This window comes from Mesorhizobium sp. M1D.F.Ca.ET.043.01.1.1, from assembly GCF_003952385.1.
GTDB lineage: Bacteria > Pseudomonadota > Alphaproteobacteria > Rhizobiales > Rhizobiaceae > Mesorhizobium.
Genome location: NZ_CP034444.1, coordinates 4,696,579 through 4,715,000, shown reverse-complemented (window position 1 = coordinate 4,715,000; position 18,422 = coordinate 4,696,579). Strand labels below are relative to the sequence as shown.

Annotated in this window: 15 protein-coding genes; 5 read left to right on the top strand and 10 right to left on the bottom strand. The window is 65.2% G+C overall.

The window, feature by feature from the left end; all coding sequences use genetic code 11:
- The first annotated feature begins 333 nt into the window (after positions 1-333).
- Complete coding sequence (locus tag EJ067_RS22805; protein WP_126087480.1) at positions 334-2,313, top strand: M23 family metallopeptidase; 1,980 nt, start codon at positions 334-336, stop codon at positions 2,311-2,313.
- On the opposite strand, the gene EJ067_RS22800 is transcribed toward EJ067_RS22805, so the two are convergent.
- Complete coding sequence (locus EJ067_RS22800; protein WP_126087479.1) at positions 2,310-3,863, bottom strand: MFS transporter; 1,554 nt, start codon at positions 3,861-3,863, stop codon at positions 2,310-2,312. The two genes, EJ067_RS22805 and EJ067_RS22800, sit on opposite strands and share 4 nt — an antisense overlap.
- Positions 3,864-4,040: 177 nt before the next feature.
- On the opposite strand from EJ067_RS22800, the gene EJ067_RS22795 reads away from it, so the two are divergent.
- Positions 4,041-4,673: a TMEM175 family protein gene (locus tag EJ067_RS22795; RefSeq protein WP_126087478.1), complete on the top strand. Its 633-nt coding sequence runs from the start codon at positions 4,041-4,043 to the stop codon at positions 4,671-4,673.
- On the opposite strand, the gene EJ067_RS22790 is transcribed toward EJ067_RS22795, so the two are convergent.
- The 8 genes from EJ067_RS22790 to EJ067_RS22755 all read right to left on the bottom strand — a co-directional run bounded on the left by EJ067_RS22790 (position 4,647) and on the right by EJ067_RS22755 (position 16,627).
- The gene (locus EJ067_RS22790) at positions 4,647-6,188 is read right to left on the bottom strand and encodes a L,D-transpeptidase family protein (protein WP_126087477.1); all 1,542 of its coding nucleotides are present in this window, start codon (positions 6,186-6,188) and stop codon (positions 4,647-4,649) included. The two genes, EJ067_RS22795 and EJ067_RS22790, sit on opposite strands and share 27 nt — an antisense overlap.
- 141 nt (positions 6,189-6,329) lie before the next feature.
- On the bottom strand, positions 6,330-6,689 hold the full coding sequence (locus tag EJ067_RS22785) for an MmcQ/YjbR family DNA-binding protein (RefSeq protein ID WP_126087476.1): 360 nt from the start codon (positions 6,687-6,689) through the stop codon (positions 6,330-6,332).
- Positions 6,690-6,865: 176 nt separating this feature from the next.
- Positions 6,866-9,472 (bottom strand): ATP-dependent chaperone ClpB, encoded by a 2,607-nt coding sequence (gene clpB, locus EJ067_RS22780; protein ID WP_126087475.1) that lies wholly within the window; start codon positions 9,470-9,472, stop codon positions 6,866-6,868.
- Between the two features lie 292 nt (positions 9,473-9,764).
- Entirely contained in the window at positions 9,765-10,730 is a 966-nt protein-coding gene (locus EJ067_RS22775; RefSeq protein WP_245468022.1) for a DUF4167 domain-containing protein, read from the bottom strand.
- A 338-nt stretch (positions 10,731-11,068) separates the two neighbouring features.
- Complete coding sequence (gene prmC, locus EJ067_RS22770; RefSeq protein ID WP_126087473.1) at positions 11,069-11,938, bottom strand: peptide chain release factor N(5)-glutamine methyltransferase; 870 nt, start codon at positions 11,936-11,938, stop codon at positions 11,069-11,071.
- Positions 11,931-13,010 carry a peptide chain release factor 1 gene (gene prfA, locus EJ067_RS22765; protein ID WP_126087472.1) on the bottom strand — a complete coding sequence of 360 codons (1,080 nt, stop codon included), beginning with the start codon at positions 13,008-13,010 and terminating at the stop codon, positions 11,931-11,933. The genes prmC and prfA overlap by 8 nt, the downstream gene beginning before the upstream one ends.
- 9 nt (positions 13,011-13,019) lie before the next feature.
- Positions 13,020-15,290, bottom strand: coding sequence for a phosphoenolpyruvate--protein phosphotransferase (ptsP, locus tag EJ067_RS22760; protein WP_126087471.1), 2,271 nt, complete (start codon positions 15,288-15,290; stop codon positions 13,020-13,022).
- Between the two features lie 83 nt (positions 15,291-15,373).
- Entirely contained in the window at positions 15,374-16,627 is a 1,254-nt protein-coding gene (locus tag EJ067_RS22755; protein WP_126089711.1) for an aspartate kinase, read from the bottom strand.
- Between the two features lie 215 nt (positions 16,628-16,842).
- Here EJ067_RS22755 and EJ067_RS22750 point away from each other — a divergent pair, with 215 nt between their 5' ends.
- Together EJ067_RS22750 and ubiG are read left to right on the top strand one after the other, a co-directional pair.
- The gene (locus tag EJ067_RS22750; RefSeq protein WP_126087470.1) at positions 16,843-17,139 is read left to right on the top strand and encodes an antibiotic biosynthesis monooxygenase; all 297 of its coding nucleotides are present in this window, start codon (positions 16,843-16,845) and stop codon (positions 17,137-17,139) included.
- A 127-nt stretch (positions 17,140-17,266) separates the two neighbouring features.
- Positions 17,267-18,016 carry a bifunctional 2-polyprenyl-6-hydroxyphenol methylase/3-demethylubiquinol 3-O-methyltransferase UbiG gene (ubiG, locus tag EJ067_RS22745; RefSeq protein ID WP_126087469.1) on the top strand — a complete coding sequence of 250 codons (750 nt, stop codon included), beginning with the start codon at positions 17,267-17,269 and terminating at the stop codon, positions 18,014-18,016.
- A 13-nt stretch (positions 18,017-18,029) separates the two neighbouring features.
- On the opposite strand, the gene EJ067_RS22740 is transcribed toward ubiG, so the two are convergent.
- Positions 18,030-18,251, bottom strand: a complete 222-nt coding sequence (locus EJ067_RS22740) for a flavin reductase family protein (protein ID WP_245468021.1) — start codon at positions 18,249-18,251, stop codon at positions 18,030-18,032.
- On the opposite strand from EJ067_RS22740, the gene EJ067_RS22735 reads away from it, so the two are divergent.
- Positions 18,241-18,420 carry a hypothetical protein gene (locus tag EJ067_RS22735; RefSeq protein WP_245468020.1) on the top strand — a complete coding sequence of 60 codons (180 nt, stop codon included), beginning with the start codon at positions 18,241-18,243 and terminating at the stop codon, positions 18,418-18,420. The two genes, EJ067_RS22740 and EJ067_RS22735, sit on opposite strands and share 11 nt — an antisense overlap.
- The last annotated feature ends 2 nt before the right edge of the window (positions 18,421-18,422 follow it).

Sequence of the window (18,422 nt, the reverse complement as noted above, 5' to 3'; positions counted from 1 at the left end):
TTCGAACTTTTTTGAATTTTTTGCGACAAATTTTTCGGCGGCTATTTTTTCAAAGCCGACTGCCCTCGCGGCAGCCCCATGCCTGCCCACAACGAGCCCTATTGCCGCCGCATTGAGATTCGACATCGGAGCATACCTTGAGGAAGGCGCGCGCGTATGCGTGAGAACCTTCACAACAGACGACAAGAGCACCGTTTTGTAGAGACGTGTGAGTGGGGATAACCGCCCGGCCTTGCCGCTTCGTTTGACTTCAACGGCCGCGACAGGCAAATGTCATGGCCGCAACGAACAACGACAAGCCGTTTCGCCCCGGGGAAGAAGCAGCCTTTCTGGATGCCAGACACGGAAGATGTCATAGCCGACCTCGGCAACGAGCCGCCGCTGATCGCGGACGGCCGCAGCGGTCCGCCTGACCGCCGCGAGGTCTCGGCGCGTTGGCTCTCGGGCACTTTCCTGACCGGCGTGACCTCGAGCGTGCTGATGGGCGTGGCCTTGTTCGCAGCGCTTGACGGGCGCCAGCAACTGGCGACGCCGCCGGAAATCGCCGAGCTCATCAACCTTGCCAGCGGCGGCGACGATTCCGGAGAGCAGGCCAAGACGACCAGGCTGGTCGCGCCGCGTCAGATCGCCAGGGCCAAGGACCGCCGGCGCATGGAAGTGTCGATGGTCACCAAGGTCGGCGACCGCGACGTTATCCACACCATGCCGTTCGTGCAGATCAAGATGGCGCTTGCGGCCGGCCACACCACCAGCCGCGCCTACCCGCCATTCGACCCCTTGCAGGTCTTCGGCGACGACGGCGACGACAATGCCCAGCCGGGCACCGCCACCGCGGCCGCCGGCCAGATCTACGGCGCCAAGGTCGAAAGCGAGATGAGCCTGAAGACGGTCGATTTCCCGATCGAGACGGCATCCTTCGACGAAAAGAGCGACCTCTCCGCCGACGAGGTGGAAAAGGTGGTGCGCGAAGCCGGCAACGGCTTGAGCGACGGCGCCGTCCAGGTTGCGGCGCTTCACTATGTCGATCCGCAGCGATTCGGCGACGCCTTCGCCGAGTCGATGGCCGGCTCCTACGACGTCAAGATCACGCCGGAGAACGTCTCGGTGACGCCGCGCGCCACGCTGGACGACCAGGCGCCGGCCTTTGCCGAGGAAATCATCCCTTTCACCAGCGACACCGACATAGCCGCGGCCTTCGCCGAGTCGGGCTATACCGGCGACGACGCCACCGGCATGGCGGAAGCGATCGGCAAGCTCTTGAACGCCACGGCGCTCAAGGCCGGAACGGTGCTGCGCGTCGGCCTCGAGGTGCGCGGCGATATCGCCAAGGTGGTCCGCACCAGCGTCTATGACCGCACCACCCACATCGTCACCATCGCGCTCGACGATCGCGGACAGTTCGTGCCGGCGCAGGAGCCGGAGCCCAATCCCGAATTGCTGACGGCCTTCGATGACTCGCAGCCGGTGGTGGTGCGCGGCAACCTGCCCAACGTCTATGACGGCATCTACCGCACCGCCTACTCCTACGGCATGTCGAAAGCGATGACCCAGAAGCTGATCAAGCTTCTTGCCTCCGACGTCGATTTCCAGTCGCGGCTTTCGCCTTCCGACCGCCTCGAGGTCCTGTTCTCGCAGCCCGACGGCGACGACCAGACCTCCGACAACTCCGAGCTTCTCTACGTTTCGGCCACGTTCGGCGGCCAGACGCGCAATTTCTACCGCTTCCAGATGCAGGACGGCGGCACCGACTATTTCGACGAAAACGGGTCGAGCGCCAAGCAGTTCCTGTTGCGCAACCCGCTGCCCAACGGCCGCTTCACCTCGGGCTTCGGCGCGCGGCGGCATCCGATTCTCGGTTATGTGCGCATGCATACCGGCACCGACTGGGCCGCGCCGATCGGATCGCCGATCATCGCCGCCGGCAATGGCGTGGTGGAGAAGGCCGGCTGGGCCGGCGGCTACGGCAAGCAGATCATCATCCGCCACGCCAATGGCTATGAGACCTCCTACAATCACCAGAGCGCTTTCGCCAAAGGCATCGAGCCCGGGGTCCATGTCCGCCAGGGCCAGGTGATCGGCTATCTCGGCCAGACCGGCCTGTCGACCGGACCGCATCTTCACTACGAGCTGATCGTCAATGGCACCAAGGTCGATTCGATGCGCGTCCGCCTGCCGGTCGGCAAGGTGCTGAAGGGCGACGATCTCGTCGCTTTCAAGAAAGAGCGCGAGCGCATCGACGACCTGCTCAAGCAGGAAGACGGAAATTCGTTGAAGGTCGCCAGCGCCAAGACCGATTCGCAGCTTCCCAATTAATCGCGTCGTTCGCCTCGCCGTGGCCAGGGGGACGCCTGGCCAGGCACGGTGAACCAGGCGACGAGCGACGACAGCAGGCAAAGCAGCGTCGTGACGGCGGCGACCGCGGCAAAAGCCGAATCGCTTGCCGCAATCCGCAACGCATCGAGATCGGCCGCGAGCCCGGACGTCGGCGGCTCGCCGAAACTGGGGATGCCGGCAGGATTGCCGGTCGACCGCGCATAGACGAAAGCCGCGAGCGAGCCCATGGCCGCCACCGCGATCAGGCCGCCGACGCGCGACACGGCATTGTTGATGCCCGATGCGGCGCCCGTATCCTTGTCCTCGACCGAGGTCATGACCGCCGTCGACAGCGGCGACACCACAAGCGCCATGCCGAGCCCCATCAAGGCCATCAGCGGAAAGGTGCCGGTCCAGAAATTATGGATGCCGGCGTGAGAGAGCAGGGTGAGCCCGGCAAAAGCGATGGCGACGACGAAGCTGCCGGCGGCGATAGGCAGGCGCGGGCCGATCTCGTCGGACCAGTGGCCGACCGGCCCCGACAGCAGCGCGATCAATGCCGACAGCGGCAGGAAAATGAAGCCGACCTCGGCCGAGCTCAACCCCCAGCCCGCGATCAGGACCATCGGCAGGTAGAAGAGATTGGCAGACAGCGCGAAATAAAGGAAGAAGGTGGCGAGATTGGCGCCGGCGAAGGCGCCGATGCGAAACAGGCCAAGATCGATCATCGGCTCGCGCTGCCAGCGCTCGTAGAAGATGAAGAGGAAAAGCAGGACGACGCCGGCGACGATCGCCGGCCCGGCCATCAGCCCGCTTCCCTCGGCGTTCATCGCCGTCAATCCATAGGCCAGCGATCCGAAGGCCAGCGTGGCGAGCGCGGCGCCGCCAAGGTCGAGGCTGCGCTGTTCGGTCGGCTGGTCGGCCGGGATCTTGAAGAGCAGCAGATAGATCGAAACCAGTCCGAGTGGCAGATTGACGGCAAAGATCGCGCGCCAGACGCCGTTGCCGAAGGTCGACAGCACGAAACCACCCAGCACCGGCCCGAGCGCCGTCGTCAGCGCCGAAGCGGCCGCCCAGATACCGATCGCCCGGCCACGCTCCTTTTTCGGATAGGCCTTGGCGATGATGGCCAGGCTGCCCGGCACCATGATGGCGGCGCCAATGCCCTGAATGGCGCGGAACGCGATCAGCACGGCCGGATTGGGCGCCAGCGCGCAGGCGAGCGAGGCCGCGATGAAGAGCGCGATGCCGGTCACGAATGCGCGCCTGAGGCCGAATCGGTCGCCGGCCGCGCCCCCTGCCAGAATCAGCGCCGAAAGCGTCAGCGCGTAGGCGTTGGAGATCCACTGCGCCTCCGCCAGGCCGGCGCCGAGATTGACGCGCAGCGCCGGCATGGCGATCGCCAGGACCGAACCGTCGATGAAGCCGAGCGCCGAGGCGAGGATCGCCGCCACCAGCACGAACTTGCGCTGCGTCTGCGGGCAGAACGTGCCGTTCGCGCGCGGCGCGGTCGAAATCGAATCGGCGGTGGCTTCGTTCAGGGACTGCATGAAAGCCTGCTTAGCTCTCCGGCGCATTCGTCACAACGAGCCAGAGGATTGCTGTTTCTGAAACCAGATTGAACTGGCCGCATGGCCAGCGGAGCGGCATTCACGATGCAAACGAACCGCTGCGTGCTAGGTTCCGGCCCGTCGTCCGAACTTGCGCGCAAAAGGGGGGAAGGAACCATGAAGCGGCCGCTCGAACCGTCAGCCGAAGGACGCGGCCGCATCGTCGGCATAACCGACGGCGTCTTTGCCATCGCGCTGACCTTGATCGTGCTGGAGATCAGGGTGCCGGGGCACGAAGCGGTGCATTCGGAAGGCGAGCTGCTCGCGGCTGTCCTGGCTTTGGCGCCGCGTTTCCTGACCTATGCGCTCAGCTTCCTGACGCTGACCATCTTCTGGTTCGGCCAGCAGGCGCAGCATAGCCTGATCGCGAAGTCGGACCGGCGGCTTGCGACGCTCAACCTCTGCTTTCTCGCCTTCATCGCGCTGTTGCCGTTTTCCACCGACCTGCTGGCCGACTTCCTCGAATTCCGGGTCGCGGTGCTCGTCTACTGGCTGAACCTTCTGATGCTCGGCATCACGCTGTTGGCGAGCTGGTGGTATGCCGAAAGGAATGGCATGCTGGTGGAGGATGTCGATGCGCAAACGCGGCGCACCGTCTATCAGCGCATAGTCAAGGCGCAGATCCTGTGGGCGATCGGGGCATTGCTTTGCCTCATCACTCCGCTGCTGAGCATCGCCTTCATTTTGCTGGTGCAGCTGATCTATGCCGCCGCACTGCGCGGCTCATTGCTGCGTAAATTCATCGGTTGAGGTCCCGCCGACATCGGCGATTGATGGTCCGCCGACGAATTCCACTGTGACGCCCGGCGAGACCAGCTTGGCGAGTTCGCGAGCGTCCCAATTGGTCAGCCGCACGCAGCCATGGCTTTCGGTCTTGCCGATCTTGGAGGGGTCGGGCGTTCCGTGGATGCCGTAGGTCGGCTTGTCCAGCGCGATCCAGACCGAGCCGACCGGGCCGTTCGGCCCCGGCGGGATGGTCAGGATCCTGTCGTTCTGACCCTGCTTGAAATTGATGTTGGGATTGTAGGTGTAGTTCGGGTCGAGCGCGATGCGCGATACGGCGTGGATGCCGGTGGGCGACGGCGTGTCGGCCGAGCCGATGGTGGTCGGATAGGCCGCGACCAGCTTGCCGCCCGCGTCATAGGCAAAAACTTCCTTCTTGTCCTTGTCGGCGATGATGCGGGCAACCGGCGTCGACACCAGCTTGCCGAAATTGGCGACCTTGATGATGGTGCCGGGACGGTTGAAGTCGAGCCCCTTGTTGATCGACTTCAGATAGCCTTCGTCCATGTGGAAGCGCTCGGCGAGCGCCTCGGTGACGGAGGTGTAGCCCATGCGGTCGAGCTTGGCCTTCTGGCTGTAATCTTCCGGGATCGAGGCGACATAGGGCCCGGCCGCATCCTCCGGCGTGATCGTGTAGGAGGCGAAGGCGTCGCCGCCAGACTGGGCGAGCGCCGTCTTGATGCCGACCGCATCGGTCGATTTCAGATTGCTGCCGGTGATCTGGTTGTAGGCGGCCAAGGCCTTGTCGACATTCGAGCCGAAGCGGCCGTCGATGACGCCCGGCGAAGCGCCGGCGCGGTCGAGCAGCACCTGGAGGTCGGCCACGTCCTGGCGCACGCCGAGCGACAGCGACGGATCGACGGTCGCCTTGCCGCCCGTATCCGGCGGCAGCGCGGCTTGCGTCTCCGGATTGACCTGCAGCACTTCCCCCTGGCCGGGCTGTTCCGGATCGATCGACGCCTCGTCCAGTGGCTGGCGCTGGATCGCGTCCGACTTCGGCGCCCCCGGATAGGTGGTGGCGTAACCCTCGTCGCTCGGCGCCGGCGGATAGGCATCGACGGAATTGTCGCCGTTGGAACCGTAATCGTCGGCCGGCGGTGGAATCACCGTGCCCTCTTCTTCGAGCTGCTTGCGGCGGAAGCGCGCCATGTCCTCGGGATTGTCGAGGTAGTAGCGGTCGTCGTCCTCGACCGGCGCCCGCCCAAGCTCCTGCATCCGCTGCTGGCGGCGCAGGGCCCGGCGGTCGAGCCTCGTCCCCGGCGGCTGGATGGCGATGACCTTGCCGGTGTCGGCATCGACAAGCACCCGGTTGCCCCTGGCATCGTAATAGATGTCGATATTGCCGTCCTGGGCGAGCACGAGCCCGCCGTGTTGAGCGGCCCGGGCCGACTTCTGCGCATCATCGCCGCTCGGTGCCGCGAGCGCACCGGAAGACACCAGCCCGGCCGCGAGTGCCGAAAGGGAAAAGATGGTGCGCAGCATGTGGGTCAGGCTCTCCGGTCGGCTCGGTCTTGGCAGGCGACAATTTCGCCAGCAAACCAGTTACCAAAATTAAGGTTCCAACATGAACCGGGCATGAAGATGGCGGATTTCCGGCGTTTCACCATGATCCCGAACCGAATGTCAGCCCAGCCCTAGTTCGCTGCGCGCCAGTTTCGTCAGCTTCAGCACGACCAGACGGTGGCTTTCGCGCAGATAGTCCTTCAGCGCCGCATCATCCATGCTCTGGCTTGTCTGGCGCTGGATCCACTTCATGCCGCGCGAGGCGAGATAGGGCGCGGGCCGGCAGCCCGGCTGTTCCTTCAGCACGTCGAAGGCCATGTCGGAACATTTGAAGGTGACGAAGACCTGGCCCTCCCGGTTATGACCGCCGATCGCAAACACCTTGCCGCCGACCTTCCACACATGGGCGCCGCCCCACTGCACGACATGCGTCGCGGCGGGAAGCGAGGCGCAAAAGCCGTTGTAGTCCTCGAGCTTCAACGAATCGCCCCTCTTCCCGATAACCGAGATCGGTATCGGTCTTGCAGCAAGGCCCTGCCGAAATGCAAGAGCGCGCCCCACCGGCCGGGTGCGAAGCGCTCCAGGTATTTGTTTCACGCAATTCCGGGCGGAAAACCGGCAGGCAGCTTCCTCGGATTGCTCCGCTCTGGCTCGAATCAGGCGGCGGCTTCGGCCGCCACCACGGTCGGCTTCGAGCGGAAGTTCAGGCGATCGGAGCCGGCGGTGACCTTGACGGTCGAGCCGTCGAGGATCTCACCGAGCAGGATCTTCTCCGCCAGCGGGTCCTGCAGTTCCTTCTGCATCACCCGCTTCAGCGGCCTGGCGCCATAGGCCGGGTCGTAGCCCTTGGACGCCAGCCACTCGATCGCGTCGTGATCGAGCGAGAGCGTGATCTTGCGATCGACAAGCAGGTTCTCCAGCCGCTTGAGCTGGATCTCGACGATGCGGTCCATGTCCTGGCGGCGCAGCCGGTGGAACAGGATCACTTCGTCGACGCGGTTGAGGAACTCCGGACGGAACGAGGCCTTCACCATGCTCATCACCTCGTCGCGCACGGCATCGACGTCCTGGTCGTCGCGAAGATTGACCAGAAATTCGGCGCCGAGGTTCGACGTCATGATGATCAGCGTGTTGCGGAAGTCGACCGTGCGGCCCTGGCCGTCGGTGAGCCGGCCGTCGTCGAGCACCTGGAGCAGCACGTTGAACACGTCCGGATGCGCCTTCTCGATCTCGTCGAACAGCACGACCTGATAGGGCCGGCGCCGCACCGCCTCGGTCAACGCGCCACCCTCCTCATAGCCGACATAGCCGGGGGGCGCGCCGATCAGCCGGGCGACGGAGTGCTTCTCCATGAACTCCGACATGTCGATGCGCACCAGGGCGTTCTCGTCGTCGAACAGGAAGGCGGCGAGCGCCTTGGTGAGCTCCGTCTTGCCGACGCCGGTGGGGCCGAGGAACATGAACGAGCCGATCGGCCGGTTCGGATCCTGCAGACCCGCGCGGGCCCGCCGCACGGCCTTGGAGACCGCCTGCACCGCCTCGCCCTGGCCAACGACGCGCTTGCCGATCTCGTCTTCCATGCGCAACAGCTTCTCGCGCTGGCCCTCCAGCATCTTGTCGACCGGAATGCCGGTCCAGCGCGACACGACATGGGCGACGTGGTCGGGCGTGACCACCTCTTCCACCATGCCGGCCTTGCCGTCCTGGGCCTCGGCTTCCTTGAGCTTCTTCTCCAGTTCCGGGATCTTGCCATAGGCAAGCTCGCCGGCGCGCTGGAACTCGCCCTTGCGCTGGGCGATCGCCAGCTCGTTGCGCATCTCGTCGAGCTGCTTCTTCAGGTCGGCGGCAAGGCCGAGCTTTTGCTTCTCGGCCTGCCACTTGGCCGTCAGCTCGGTCGACTGCTCTTCAAGATCGGCCAGCTCCTTCTCCAGCTTTGCCAGCCGATCCTTCGAGGCGTCGTCCTTCTCGACCTTCAGCGCCTCGCGCTCGATCTTGAGCTGCATGATGCGGCGGTCGATCTCGTCCAGCGCCTCGGGCTTGGAATCGACCTGCATCCTCAGCCGCGACGCGGCCTCGTCAACCAGGTCGATCGCCTTGTCCGGCAGGAAGCGGTCGGCGATGTAGCGGTTGGACAGCGTCGCGGCCGAGACCAGCGCCGAATCGGAGATACGCACCTTGTGGTGCTGCTCGTATTTCTCCTTCAGGCCGCGCAGGATCGAGACGGTGTCCTCGACCGTCGGCTCGTCGACGAAGACGGGCTGGAAGCGGCGGGCAAGTGCGGCGTCCTTCTCGACATGCTTGCGGTATTCGTCGAGCGTGGTTGCGCCGACGCAGTGCAGCTCGCCACGCGCCAGCGCCGGCTTCAGCAGGTTCGATGCGTCCATCGCCCCGTCGGCCTTGCCCGCGCCGACCAGCGTGTGCATCTCGTCGATGAACAGGATGATGTTGCCGTTGGCCGAGGTGACCTCGTTGAGCACGGCCTTCAGCCGCTCCTCGAACTCGCCGCGATACTTGGCGCCGGCAATCAGCGCGCCCATGTCGAGCGCCATCAACTGCTTGTCCTTCAGCGATTCCGGCACGTCGCCATTGACGATACGCAGCGCCAGGCCTTCGGCGATCGCCGTCTTGCCGACGCCGGGCTCGCCGATCAGCACGGGATTGTTCTTGGTGCGCCGCGATAGCACCTGGATGGTGCGGCGGATCTCGTCGTCACGGCCGATGACCGGATCGAGCTTGCCGGCGCGGGCGTCGGCGGTGAGATCCCGCGCGTATTTCTTCAACGCGTCGTAGCCCTGCTCGGCATTGGCCGAATCGGCGGTGCGGCCCTTGCGGACGTCGTTGATGACCTGGTTCAGGGCCTGCGCGGTGACGCCGGCCTTGGCCAGGATATCGGCGGTCTTGGCCGACTTCTCCATGGCGAGCGCCTGCAGCAGCCGCTCGACGGTGACGAAGCTGTCGCCGGCCTTCTTGGCCAGTTCCTCGGCGGTCGAGAACACCTTGGCGAGCGGCTGGGCGAGGTAGAGCTGGCCGTTGCCGCCTTCGACCTTGGGCATGGCCTCGAGCGCCGCCTCGACGCCGAGCTTGACGTCGCGAACGCGGCCGCCGGCGCGCTCGATCAAGGACGCGGCAAGGCCCTCGTCGTCGTCGACGAGCACCTTGAGCATATGTTCGGGAGTGAATTGCTGGTGGTTGCGCGAGAGCGCCATGGTCTGCGCGGACTGGATGAAACCGCGCACGCGCTCCGAGTATTTCTCAAGATTCATATCTGTCTCCTTCCATCACCGGCCCGCGTTGCGGCACCGGATCCGATTGCGGTGACGGACCCGCTCATTCGAGCCGGGCCCTGTTCAGCCGAGATATGGTGTATAGGCCCGGGTCTCTCAAGACGCCTTGATATCGGTCAACGCACAATATTCTAATGCATGTCGCCCAAAAGTGCTTCGCGGTTTTGGGGGAGCGACAGGCGTCAAAACAAGGACGCGGAAAAACGAAAACGGCGGAGATTTCTCTCCGCCGTCGAATGCCTGAAAAAGAACCCGGATCAGTTGCCGGGGATCAGTTATTTGCGTCGGCGACCGCCGGTTCGCCGGTACCGCCCGCCGGCTCGTTGGCGACGCTCTCGCTCGGCGCTGCACTCGCCGGCTCATTGCCAGTGACGACCGCGTCGTTGCGGTTCTCCGCGGCGCCGCCGTCATCGGCGGGGCTGTCCGCCCGGCCGGCATTGCCCTCATCGCCATTGCCCGGCTCGGCGCTGTAGCCCTGCTCGGCACTGCCGCGACCGCGACGCGGACGCCTCTGCCGGCGCCCGCCGCCATTGTCGGCCGCCGCTTCATTGCGCTCGGCCTGAGCGGCGAGGCCCGCCGGCGAGAAACTGTCGAACATCGGAGCCTGCTCTTCGGATACGGACCCGGCTTCTGCGGACGCCTCAGGCTGCGCCTGTGCCTCGCTGCGGCGATTCTGGTCCAACTGCTGGCCGCCATGTTCGCCGCGCTGGCCCTCGCCGCGCTGGCCATTCTGGCCGTACTGGCCATAGCCGCCGTTGCGGCGGTCGCGGTGCCTGTCGCGGCCGTTGTCGCGCCGGTTGTTGTCGCGGCCGCTTTCCTGGTTGAAGCCGGGCTCGGCCGGCGTGCCTTCGATCACCGGCTGCGGCCCGGAACCGTTCGGCCCAGCCTGCGCCTCGCCGGCATTGGTGTTGCCGACGGTGTCGAACTCGTCGCGATCCTCATCGATGTCGTCATCGAAATCGTCGCGGTTCTGCTGGGCGTTCTGGATCGGCATCTGCGCCTGCGCGGCGGCAATGATGCGATTGTAGTGTTCGGCGTGCTGGAGATAGTTCTCCGCCATCACCCGGTCGCCGGAGCTTTGCGCGTCACGGGCGAGTGCGGCGTATTTTTCGGCGATCTGCTGAGCCGATCCCCGGATTTTCACGTCCGGACCGTTGCTCTCGTAGTTGCGCGTCAGGGGATTGGGCCCCTTACGGTTGTTGTTGCCACCGCCGCCATTGTTGTTGCGACCGCGCATGCGCCTGTTCTGCTGTTGTGGCCTCATTCGACTCTCTTCATGTGAATTTTTCTAAAACTCTTCGCGAACGGCGGCGCTCATGCAGCCAACCGTTTCGTTTTTTCACCGGCGTTCGCCCGCATCGATTGCGTTGGCGCCACGTGCCATCCTGTTCCGGTTACATCACTTGCCGGACGATTCCCGCACGAAGCATGGGCGTCGTTTGCGCAAGGAGGCAGCTATTTCCAAGGAAAACCGAATCGCTAAGAGCACTGCCTGCTTCGTCTCATCCGGTCAAGCCGGAACCTAACTGCATTCCCTAATGTTGCCAAGCGTTTTTTCGCACTGCATCAGGGGTTTCAACGCTCGAATACCAGAACCCTGTCGTTTCCACCGAAATCGCGCCGTGCCTCCGCCAGCCTGTAGCCGCCTGCCGCGAAGATCGCGGCGACCTCGCCTTGCTGCGTGTGGCCGATCTCGACCGCTACCTTGCCCTGCGCTTCCAGAAACCCTTCCGCCTCTCCGGCGATGATCCTGTAGGGAACCAGACCATCCACGCCGCCATCGAGGGCCCGGCGTGGGTCGAAATCGCGGACCTCGTCCTGCAGATTTCCAATGTCTCGACTGGGTATATAGGGAGGGTTCGCGGCAATTACATGGTACCGGCCCGAAACTTTTTCAAACCAGTTGGAATGCAAGGCTTTGAAGCGCCCGCCGAGCCCCAGATCCTCGGCGTTTTTCGCGGCGGTCGCCAGCGCGCCAGCCGAAATGTCGACGCCGGTCGCGGTCGCGGCCGGCACGGCGCTGAGCAGCGCCAGCGCTATGGCGCCGGTTCCGGTGCCGAGATCGAGGATACGGCATTGGCCGAGCCTTTCGGCCGTTGCCCTGGCGAAGGGCAGGACGGCGTCGACCAGCGTCTCGGTGTCCGGGCGCGGCTCCAGCGTGTCCGGCGACAGCGACAGGCGCAGCCCGTAGAATTCGCGATAGCCGAGGATGCGATGCACCGGCTCGCCTGCGACGCGACGTCTCAGGGCCGCCTCGATCGTGGTTAAAGCCCCTGCATCGACCGGCTGACCGGGCTCGGTGATGGCCCGGGCGCGCGTCGTGCCGGAAAAATGCTCGACGATCAGCCTCGAATCGAGCGCCGGATCGGCGATGCCGGCGGCAGCGAGCCTCTCCCTCGCCGCGCGCAGCAGCGGCCCGAGCGCGGCGGGCAGAGGATCAGCCATCAATGCCCATGTCGGCAAGCAGCTTCGACTGATGGTCGGCGATCAGCGCGTCGATCACCTCGTCGAGTTCGCCCATCATCACCCGGTCGAGCTTGTACAGCGTGAGGTTGATGCGGTGGTCGGTGAGCCGTCCCTGCGGGAAATTATAGGTGCGGATGCGTTCCGACCGGTCGCCGGAGCCGACTTGCGATTTTCGCGACGACGACCGCTCCTCATCCGCCCGGCTGCGCTCAAGGTCATAGAGCCGCGCGCGCAAAATCTGCATGGCGCGCGCCCGGTTCTGGTGTTGCGACTTCTCCGCCTGCACCACCATGATGCCGGTCGGCAGATGGGTGATGCGCACCGCCGAGTCCGTGGTGTTGACATGCTGGCCGCCGGAGCCGGAGGCGCGCATCGTGTCGATGCGGATGTCCTCAGCGCGGATCTCGATATCCACCTCCTCGGCCTCGGGCAGCACGGCGACGGTGGCCGCCGAGGTATGAATGCGCCCGCCGGCCTCCGTCTCCGGCACGCGCTGCACGCGGTGCACGCCCGATTCGAACTTCAGATGCGCGAAAACGCCCTTGCCCGACACCGAGGCGATGATTTCCTTGTAGCCGCCGACTTCGCCTTCGCTGGCCGAGACGACCTCGAAACGCCAGCCGCGCGAGGCGGCATAGCGCTCATACATGCGAAACAGATCGCCGGCGAACAAGGCCGCCTCGTCGCCGCCGGTGCCGGCGCGGATTTCGAGGATGGCGTTCCTGTCGTCGGCGGCATCCTTGGGCAGAAGCAGGATCTGGATGTCCTTCTGCAGCGCCTCTATGTGCTCCTCGACCTGCGGCATGTCGGCCTCGGCCAGCGCCCGCATGTCGGCGTCGGTTGCCTTGTCGGCGAGCATCGCTTCGAGGTCGGCCTGCTCCCGCTCGGCGGCGCGCAATGCCCGGATCTTGCCCACCATCTCCTGGATGTCGGCATATTCCGAAGCCATCTTGACGTAGGCATCGGCGGCGGGACCGGCCGACATCTGCGCTTCGAGCATGTCGAAACGCTTGACGACTTGATCCATACGGTCGCGGGGCAGATTGATCATGGCAGGATGCTATAGCGGAATGGAGCGATCGTCGGCAAAGGCCTGCAGCAACGCGCGCATCGGCGTTCCTTGCGCCGGCGCCATCAGATTGTCCTTGAAGAAGGCTTCCAGCTCCTGCAGCGGCAGCTCGGTCAGCATCGCCTTGACCGGGCCGATCGAGGCCGGCGACATCGAGATCGAGCGGAAGCCGAGGCCGATCAGCGCCATCGCCGAGATCGGCTTGCCGGCCAGCTCGCCGCAAAGCGTCACAGGTGTGTGGTTGCGCGCGCCGGCATCGGCGATCTGCTTCAGCACGCGCAGGAACGGCGCCGACAGCGTGTCGAAACGGTCGGCAAGCTGCGTGTTGCCGCGGTCGACGGCCATGATGAACTGGAAAAGGTCGTTGGAGCCGACCGAAACGAAATCGACCGCCTTCATCAGTTCGTCGAGCTGGAACAAGAGCGACGGCACCTCCAGCATCGCCCCGAGCTTGAGGCTCGTCGGCAGATGGTGCGCAAAGCGTGACAGGTGCCGGACCTCGCGGTCGATGATCTCGCGCGCCTGCGCGATCTCCGAGAGCTCGGTCACCATCGGCAGCATCAGCTTCAGCTCGCGCCCGCCGCAGGCCTTGAGCAGCGCGCGGATCTGGGTCCTGAGCAGGCCGGGGCGGTCGAGGGTGAGCCGGATCGCCCGCCAGCCGAGCGCCGGGTTCTCCTCCTGCAGCGCGCCCTTGAAATAGGGCAGCACCTTGTCGCCGCCGATGTCGATGGTGCGGAAGGTGACCGGCTTGCCGCGCGCGGCGTCGAGCACGTCGCGGTAGAGCCGCTCCTGCGCCTCGGCGCGCGGGAAAGTCGAGGCGACCATGAACTGCAATTCGGTGCGGAACAGGCCGATGCCGGCCGCCCCCGATTCCGAAAGCTGCGGCAGGTCGACGGCCAGCCCGGCATTCATCAGGAGATCGACTGCAACGCCGTCCTTGGTCAGCGACGGCTTCTTGCGCAGTTCCCGGTAGACCTCCTGCCGCCGCGCCCGGAAACGGACTTTTTCGGCGTAGGCTGCCTCAAGATCGGACTGCGGCCGCAGATGGATGATGCCTTCCTCGCCGTCGACGATGATGGCGTCGCCGTTTTCCGACATCGAAACGGCGCCCTTGACCTGTCCGGCGACCGGAATGCCCATGGCGCGCGCGACGATGACGACATGGCTGGTCGCCGCGCCATCCTCCAGCACCAGGCCGCGCAGCTTGTCCCTAGGATAGTCGAGCAGTTCGGCGGCGCCCATCGAGCGGGCGACGATGATGGCATCCTTGGGCAGCGAGGCCGCGACGTCCTCCGGTCCGCGGCCCATCAGCTGGCGCAAGAGCCGGTTGGCGAGATCGTCGAAATCGCTCATGCGCTCGCGCAGATAAGGGTCGGTCATGTGCAGCATGCGCGCGCGCATGTCGCTCTGCACCTTTTCCACCGCCGCTTCCGCCGTCAGGCCGTTGCGGATCGCCTCTTCCAGCCGGCGCACCCAACCGCGGTCGTTGGCGAACATCCGGTAGGCTTCGAGCACCTCGCGATGCTCGCCCTCGAAGGCAACGTCGCGGCGCTCCAGCATGTCGTCGATCGACAACCTCAGCGAACCGAGCGAGCGGTCGAGACGGCGCACCTCCTCCTCGCTGTCCTCGTTGAACAGGTTGGTGACGACGATGCGCGGCTCGTGCAGCACGACATGGCCGAGCCCGACGCCGTCGTTGAAGGAAAGGCCGGTGAAGCTTGCCGGACGGCGCAGGTCCAGTTCGAGCCCCGGCCGGGTGAGGCGGGCGAGATCGCCGGTGGCGATCATCTCGGCGATCACCATCGCCGTCGTCTCCAGCGCCTCGATCTCGTCTTCGCGGTACTGCCGCATCGTCTTGTTCTGCACGACCAGGACGCCGAGCGTGCGCCCCGCCCGCAGCACCGGAACGCCGAGGAAGGAATGGTAGATCTCTTCGCCGGTCTCCGGCAGATACTGGAAGGCCGGGTGTTCCTGCGCGTTGGAGAGATTGAGCGGCCGCGCGCTGGCGGCGATCGTGCCGACCAGGCCCTGGCCGAGCCTCAGTTGCGCGAGGTGGACGGCCTTGGGGTTCAGACCTTCGGTGGCGTAGAGCTCGAGCACCGAATCGGCGCGCAGCACATAGAGCGAGCACACCTCGGCGACCATGTTGGAGGCGATGTCGCGCACGATGCGGTCGAGCCGCTCCTGCGGCTCCAGCGGCTCCTGCATGAGCTCGCGGAGCCGTTTCAGCAGAACGCGCGGGCCACCGGCCATGTCACGCATCGCGGCTTCTTCTCCAATGGGCACGTTGCCCGCCGCAGTTTCTCCCGCGGCCGGCGCTCACGCAACAACTGACTCAGTTCTTGCTATTGCTTATCGAGCCCGTACACGGAATGCAAAGTACGAACTGCAAGTTCCGTATAGGGACCGTCGATCAATATCGAGATTTTGATCTCGGACGTGGTGATCGCCCGGATATTGATCGCCTTGTCGGCCAGCGCCTTGAACGCGGTGGCGGCCACGCCGGCATGGCTTCGCATGCCGATGCCGATGACCGAGACCTTCGACATGCCGGCTTCCGATTGCACGACGTCGTAACCGACATCCGCCTTCAGCCGCTCGAGCACGGCCAGCGCCTTGTCGACGTCGCCCGACGGCACCGTGAAGGTCATGTCGGTGAACTTGCCGTCCTCGGAGATGTTCTGGACGATCATGTCGACATTGATGTTGGCCTCGGCGAGCGGGCCGAAGATGCCGGCGGCAACGCCTGGGCGGTCGCCGACGCGGCGCAGCGAAATCTGCGCTTCGTCCTTGGCGTAGGCAATTCCGGTGACGACCTGCTGTTCCACGATCTCTTCCTCGTCGCAAATAAGCGTTCCGGGCGGATTGAGCAAATCCCCCATTCCGGGCGCGTCGGGATCGTCGAAGGACGACCGCACAAAGGTACGCACCCTGTGCACCATGGCAAGCTCGACCGACCGCACCTGCAGCACCTTGGCGCCGAGCGAGGCCATCTCGAGCATTTCCTCGAAGGAAATCTTGGCCAGCCGCCGCGCCTTCGGCTCGATACGCGGGTCGGTCGTGTAGACGCCGTCGACGTCGGTATAGATGTCGCAGCGGTCGGCCTTGACCGCCGCCGCGATCGCCACCGCGCTGGTGTCGGAGCCGCCGCGGCCGAGCGTTGCGATGCGGTTGTCCGGACCGATGCCCTGGAAACCGGCGATGACCGCCACCTGGCCCTCGCCGAAGCGCTTGACCAGGAAGGCGCCGTCGATGTCGAGGATGCGCGCCGCGCCATGGGCGTTGTCGGTCTTGATCGGGATCTGCCAGCCCTGCCAGGAGCGGGCATGCACGCCCATATTCTGCAGGGTGATCGCCAACAGGCCGGCAGTGACCTGCTCGCCGGAAGCGACGACGGCGTCATATTCGCGCGCGTCGTGCATCGGCGAGGCCTCGCGCGTCCAGGCGACCAGCTCGTTGGTCTTGCCGGCCATGGCCGAAACCACCACGGCGACCTCGTGGCCGGCATCGACCTCGCGTTTGACATGGCGCGCCACATTGCGGATGCGGGCGATGTCGGCGACCGAGGTTCCGCCGAATTTCATCACGATGCGCGCCATGGGAGCGAGATGCCTTTGACTGAAGCCGGCCCAGGGCCGGAAACGGAAAGATGCGCCCGGCAAGGCCGAGCCGCGGAAATGCGCGGCCTCCTTAGCCAAAACAGCAAAGCTTCGCAAGCGATGGCGGGATAACAGGGCTCCAGGCGGTGCGCGGTCTCCTGACAGATTCCTGCGACCTTCATGCGATAAGGTCGGGGAAGACCATGGAGGAATCGATGACCGAGACGCTGGAGATCGTCAGCTTCCGCCTGAAGCCGGAGGCTGCAGGTGATTTTGTCGCCCAAAATGGCGTCGTCACCGGCTGGCTCGCGCGCCAGCCCGGCTTTCTCAGCCGCCATCTCGGCAGGCGCGAGGATGGAAGCTGGATCGATGTCGTGCGCTGGCAAAGCCTCGAACAGGCCCAGTCGGCGGCGCAGCGGATCATGGCCGAGATCGGCGATTGCGAGGCGATGCGGGCGATCGAGCCGGCCAGCGTGGCCATGAGCCATGCGGCGGTCGCGCTGTCGCGTTAACCAGGATTGCCGCTCGGGAAGCACAGCGCATTCTTGGCAGCAGCCAAAAAACCTGCCTTGACATTCCTTCCACCACGCCCGACTTCCTAGCGTTCCCCGAGTTCCTGGCGTTCGAGGAGACCCGCCCATGCCTGAGCCCCGCCGATCGACCATCGATGCCGGAGAAGTCGAACGCTTTTCCGCCCTTGCCGCCGAATGGTGGAATCCGAACGGCAAGTTCCGGCCGCTGCACAAGTTCAACCCTGTGCGCCTTGCCTATATCCGCGACCAGGTGGCGGCGCGCTTCGGTCGCGATCCGCGCGCGGCGAGGCCGTTCGAGGGCCTACGCTTCCTCGACATCGGCTGCGGCGGCGGGCTTTTGTGCGAGCCGATGGCGCGGCTCGGCGCCGAGGTGGTCGGCGCCGACGCCTCGGCCACCAACATCGAGGTCGCCAAGCTGCATGCGGCGGAGGCCGGCGTCAGCGTCGACTATCGCGCCACCACGGCCGAAGCACTGGCCGACGCCGGGGAGACCTTCGACGTCATCCTCAACATGGAGGTGGTCGAGCATGTCGCCGATGTCGATCTGTTCGTCGCCAAATGCAGTGAGATGGTCCGGCCTGGCGGCATCATGTTCGTGGCCACCATCAACCGCACGCTGAAGGCGCTTGGCCTTGCCATTATCGGCGCCGAATATGTGCTGCGCTGGCTGCCGCGCGGCACCCACCAGTTCGGCAAGCTGGTGCGGCCCGAAGAACTGGCGAAGGCGCTCGGCGCGGCGGGGCTCAAGATCATCGACCGCACCGGCGTCATCTATCATCCGCTGGCCGACCGGTGGCAGAAGTCCAAGGACATGGACGTCAACTATATGGTGCTGGCCGAGAAGGCTTCGGTCTGACCTCGACGGATCCTCAGGCTTCCAGGGGCCGATAACCCCCGCGCCAGTAGATCAGCGCCTTGCCGGCATCTTGTGTCCTGACCGCCGCGACCGAGCCGATGATGATCGAGTGGGTGCCGCGATCGATCATCTCGTCCAGGCTGCAGTCGAAGGCGGCAACCGCATCGGTAAGCAATGATGCGCCCGTTTTCAAAGTTGTCCATTCGGCGCCTTCGTAACGGTCCTTGCCGCTCATCGAGGCGGTGAAGCGCATTCCCGAAATGGCGGACAAGCTCGAGGATGTCGGGCGCACGCTGGAACTGATGACCGGCATTTATGAACAGGCCGCGCGCACCGCCGCCACCCATCGCCAACGCCACCCGCGACCGGGGCCAGGCGGAGACGACAGCAAGGGGAACGGCTGAGC

Excerpts from the sequence above, each read along its gene's own strand:
- prmC (WP_126087473.1), bottom strand. The coding sequence starts at position 11,938 with ATGGCTGATCCTCTGCCCGCCGCGCTCGGGCCGCTGCTGCGCGCGGCG.
- EJ067_RS22800 (WP_126087479.1), bottom strand. The coding sequence starts at position 3,863 with ATGCAGTCCCTGAACGAAGCCACCGCCGATTCGATTTCGACCGCGCCG.
- ubiG (WP_126087469.1), top strand. The coding sequence starts at position 17,267 with ATGCCTGAGCCCCGCCGATCGACCATCGATGCCGGAGAAGTCGAACGC.
- EJ067_RS22750 (WP_126087470.1), top strand. The coding sequence starts at position 16,843 with ATGACCGAGACGCTGGAGATCGTCAGCTTCCGCCTGAAGCCGGAGGCT.
- EJ067_RS22775 (WP_245468022.1), bottom strand. The coding sequence starts at position 10,730 with ATGCGCGGTCGCAACAACAATGGCGGCGGTGGCAACAACAACCGTAAG.
- EJ067_RS22740 (WP_245468021.1), bottom strand. The coding sequence starts at position 18,251 with ATGAGCGGCAAGGACCGTTACGAAGGCGCCGAATGGACAACTTTGAAA.
- EJ067_RS22805 (WP_126087480.1), top strand. The coding sequence starts at position 334 with ATGCCAGACACGGAAGATGTCATAGCCGACCTCGGCAACGAGCCGCCG.
- EJ067_RS22755 (WP_126089711.1), bottom strand. The coding sequence starts at position 16,627 with ATGGCGCGCATCGTGATGAAATTCGGCGGAACCTCGGTCGCCGACATC.
- clpB (WP_126087475.1), bottom strand. The coding sequence starts at position 9,472 with ATGAATCTTGAGAAATACTCGGAGCGCGTGCGCGGTTTCATCCAGTCC.
- prfA (WP_126087472.1), bottom strand. The coding sequence starts at position 13,010 with ATGATCAATCTGCCCCGCGACCGTATGGATCAAGTCGTCAAGCGTTTC.
- EJ067_RS22795 (WP_126087478.1), top strand. The coding sequence starts at position 4,041 with ATGAAGCGGCCGCTCGAACCGTCAGCCGAAGGACGCGGCCGCATCGTC.
- EJ067_RS22790 (WP_126087477.1), bottom strand. The coding sequence starts at position 6,188 with ATGCTGCGCACCATCTTTTCCCTTTCGGCACTCGCGGCCGGGCTGGTG.
- ptsP (WP_126087471.1), bottom strand. The coding sequence starts at position 15,290 with ATGCGTGACATGGCCGGTGGCCCGCGCGTTCTGCTGAAACGGCTCCGC.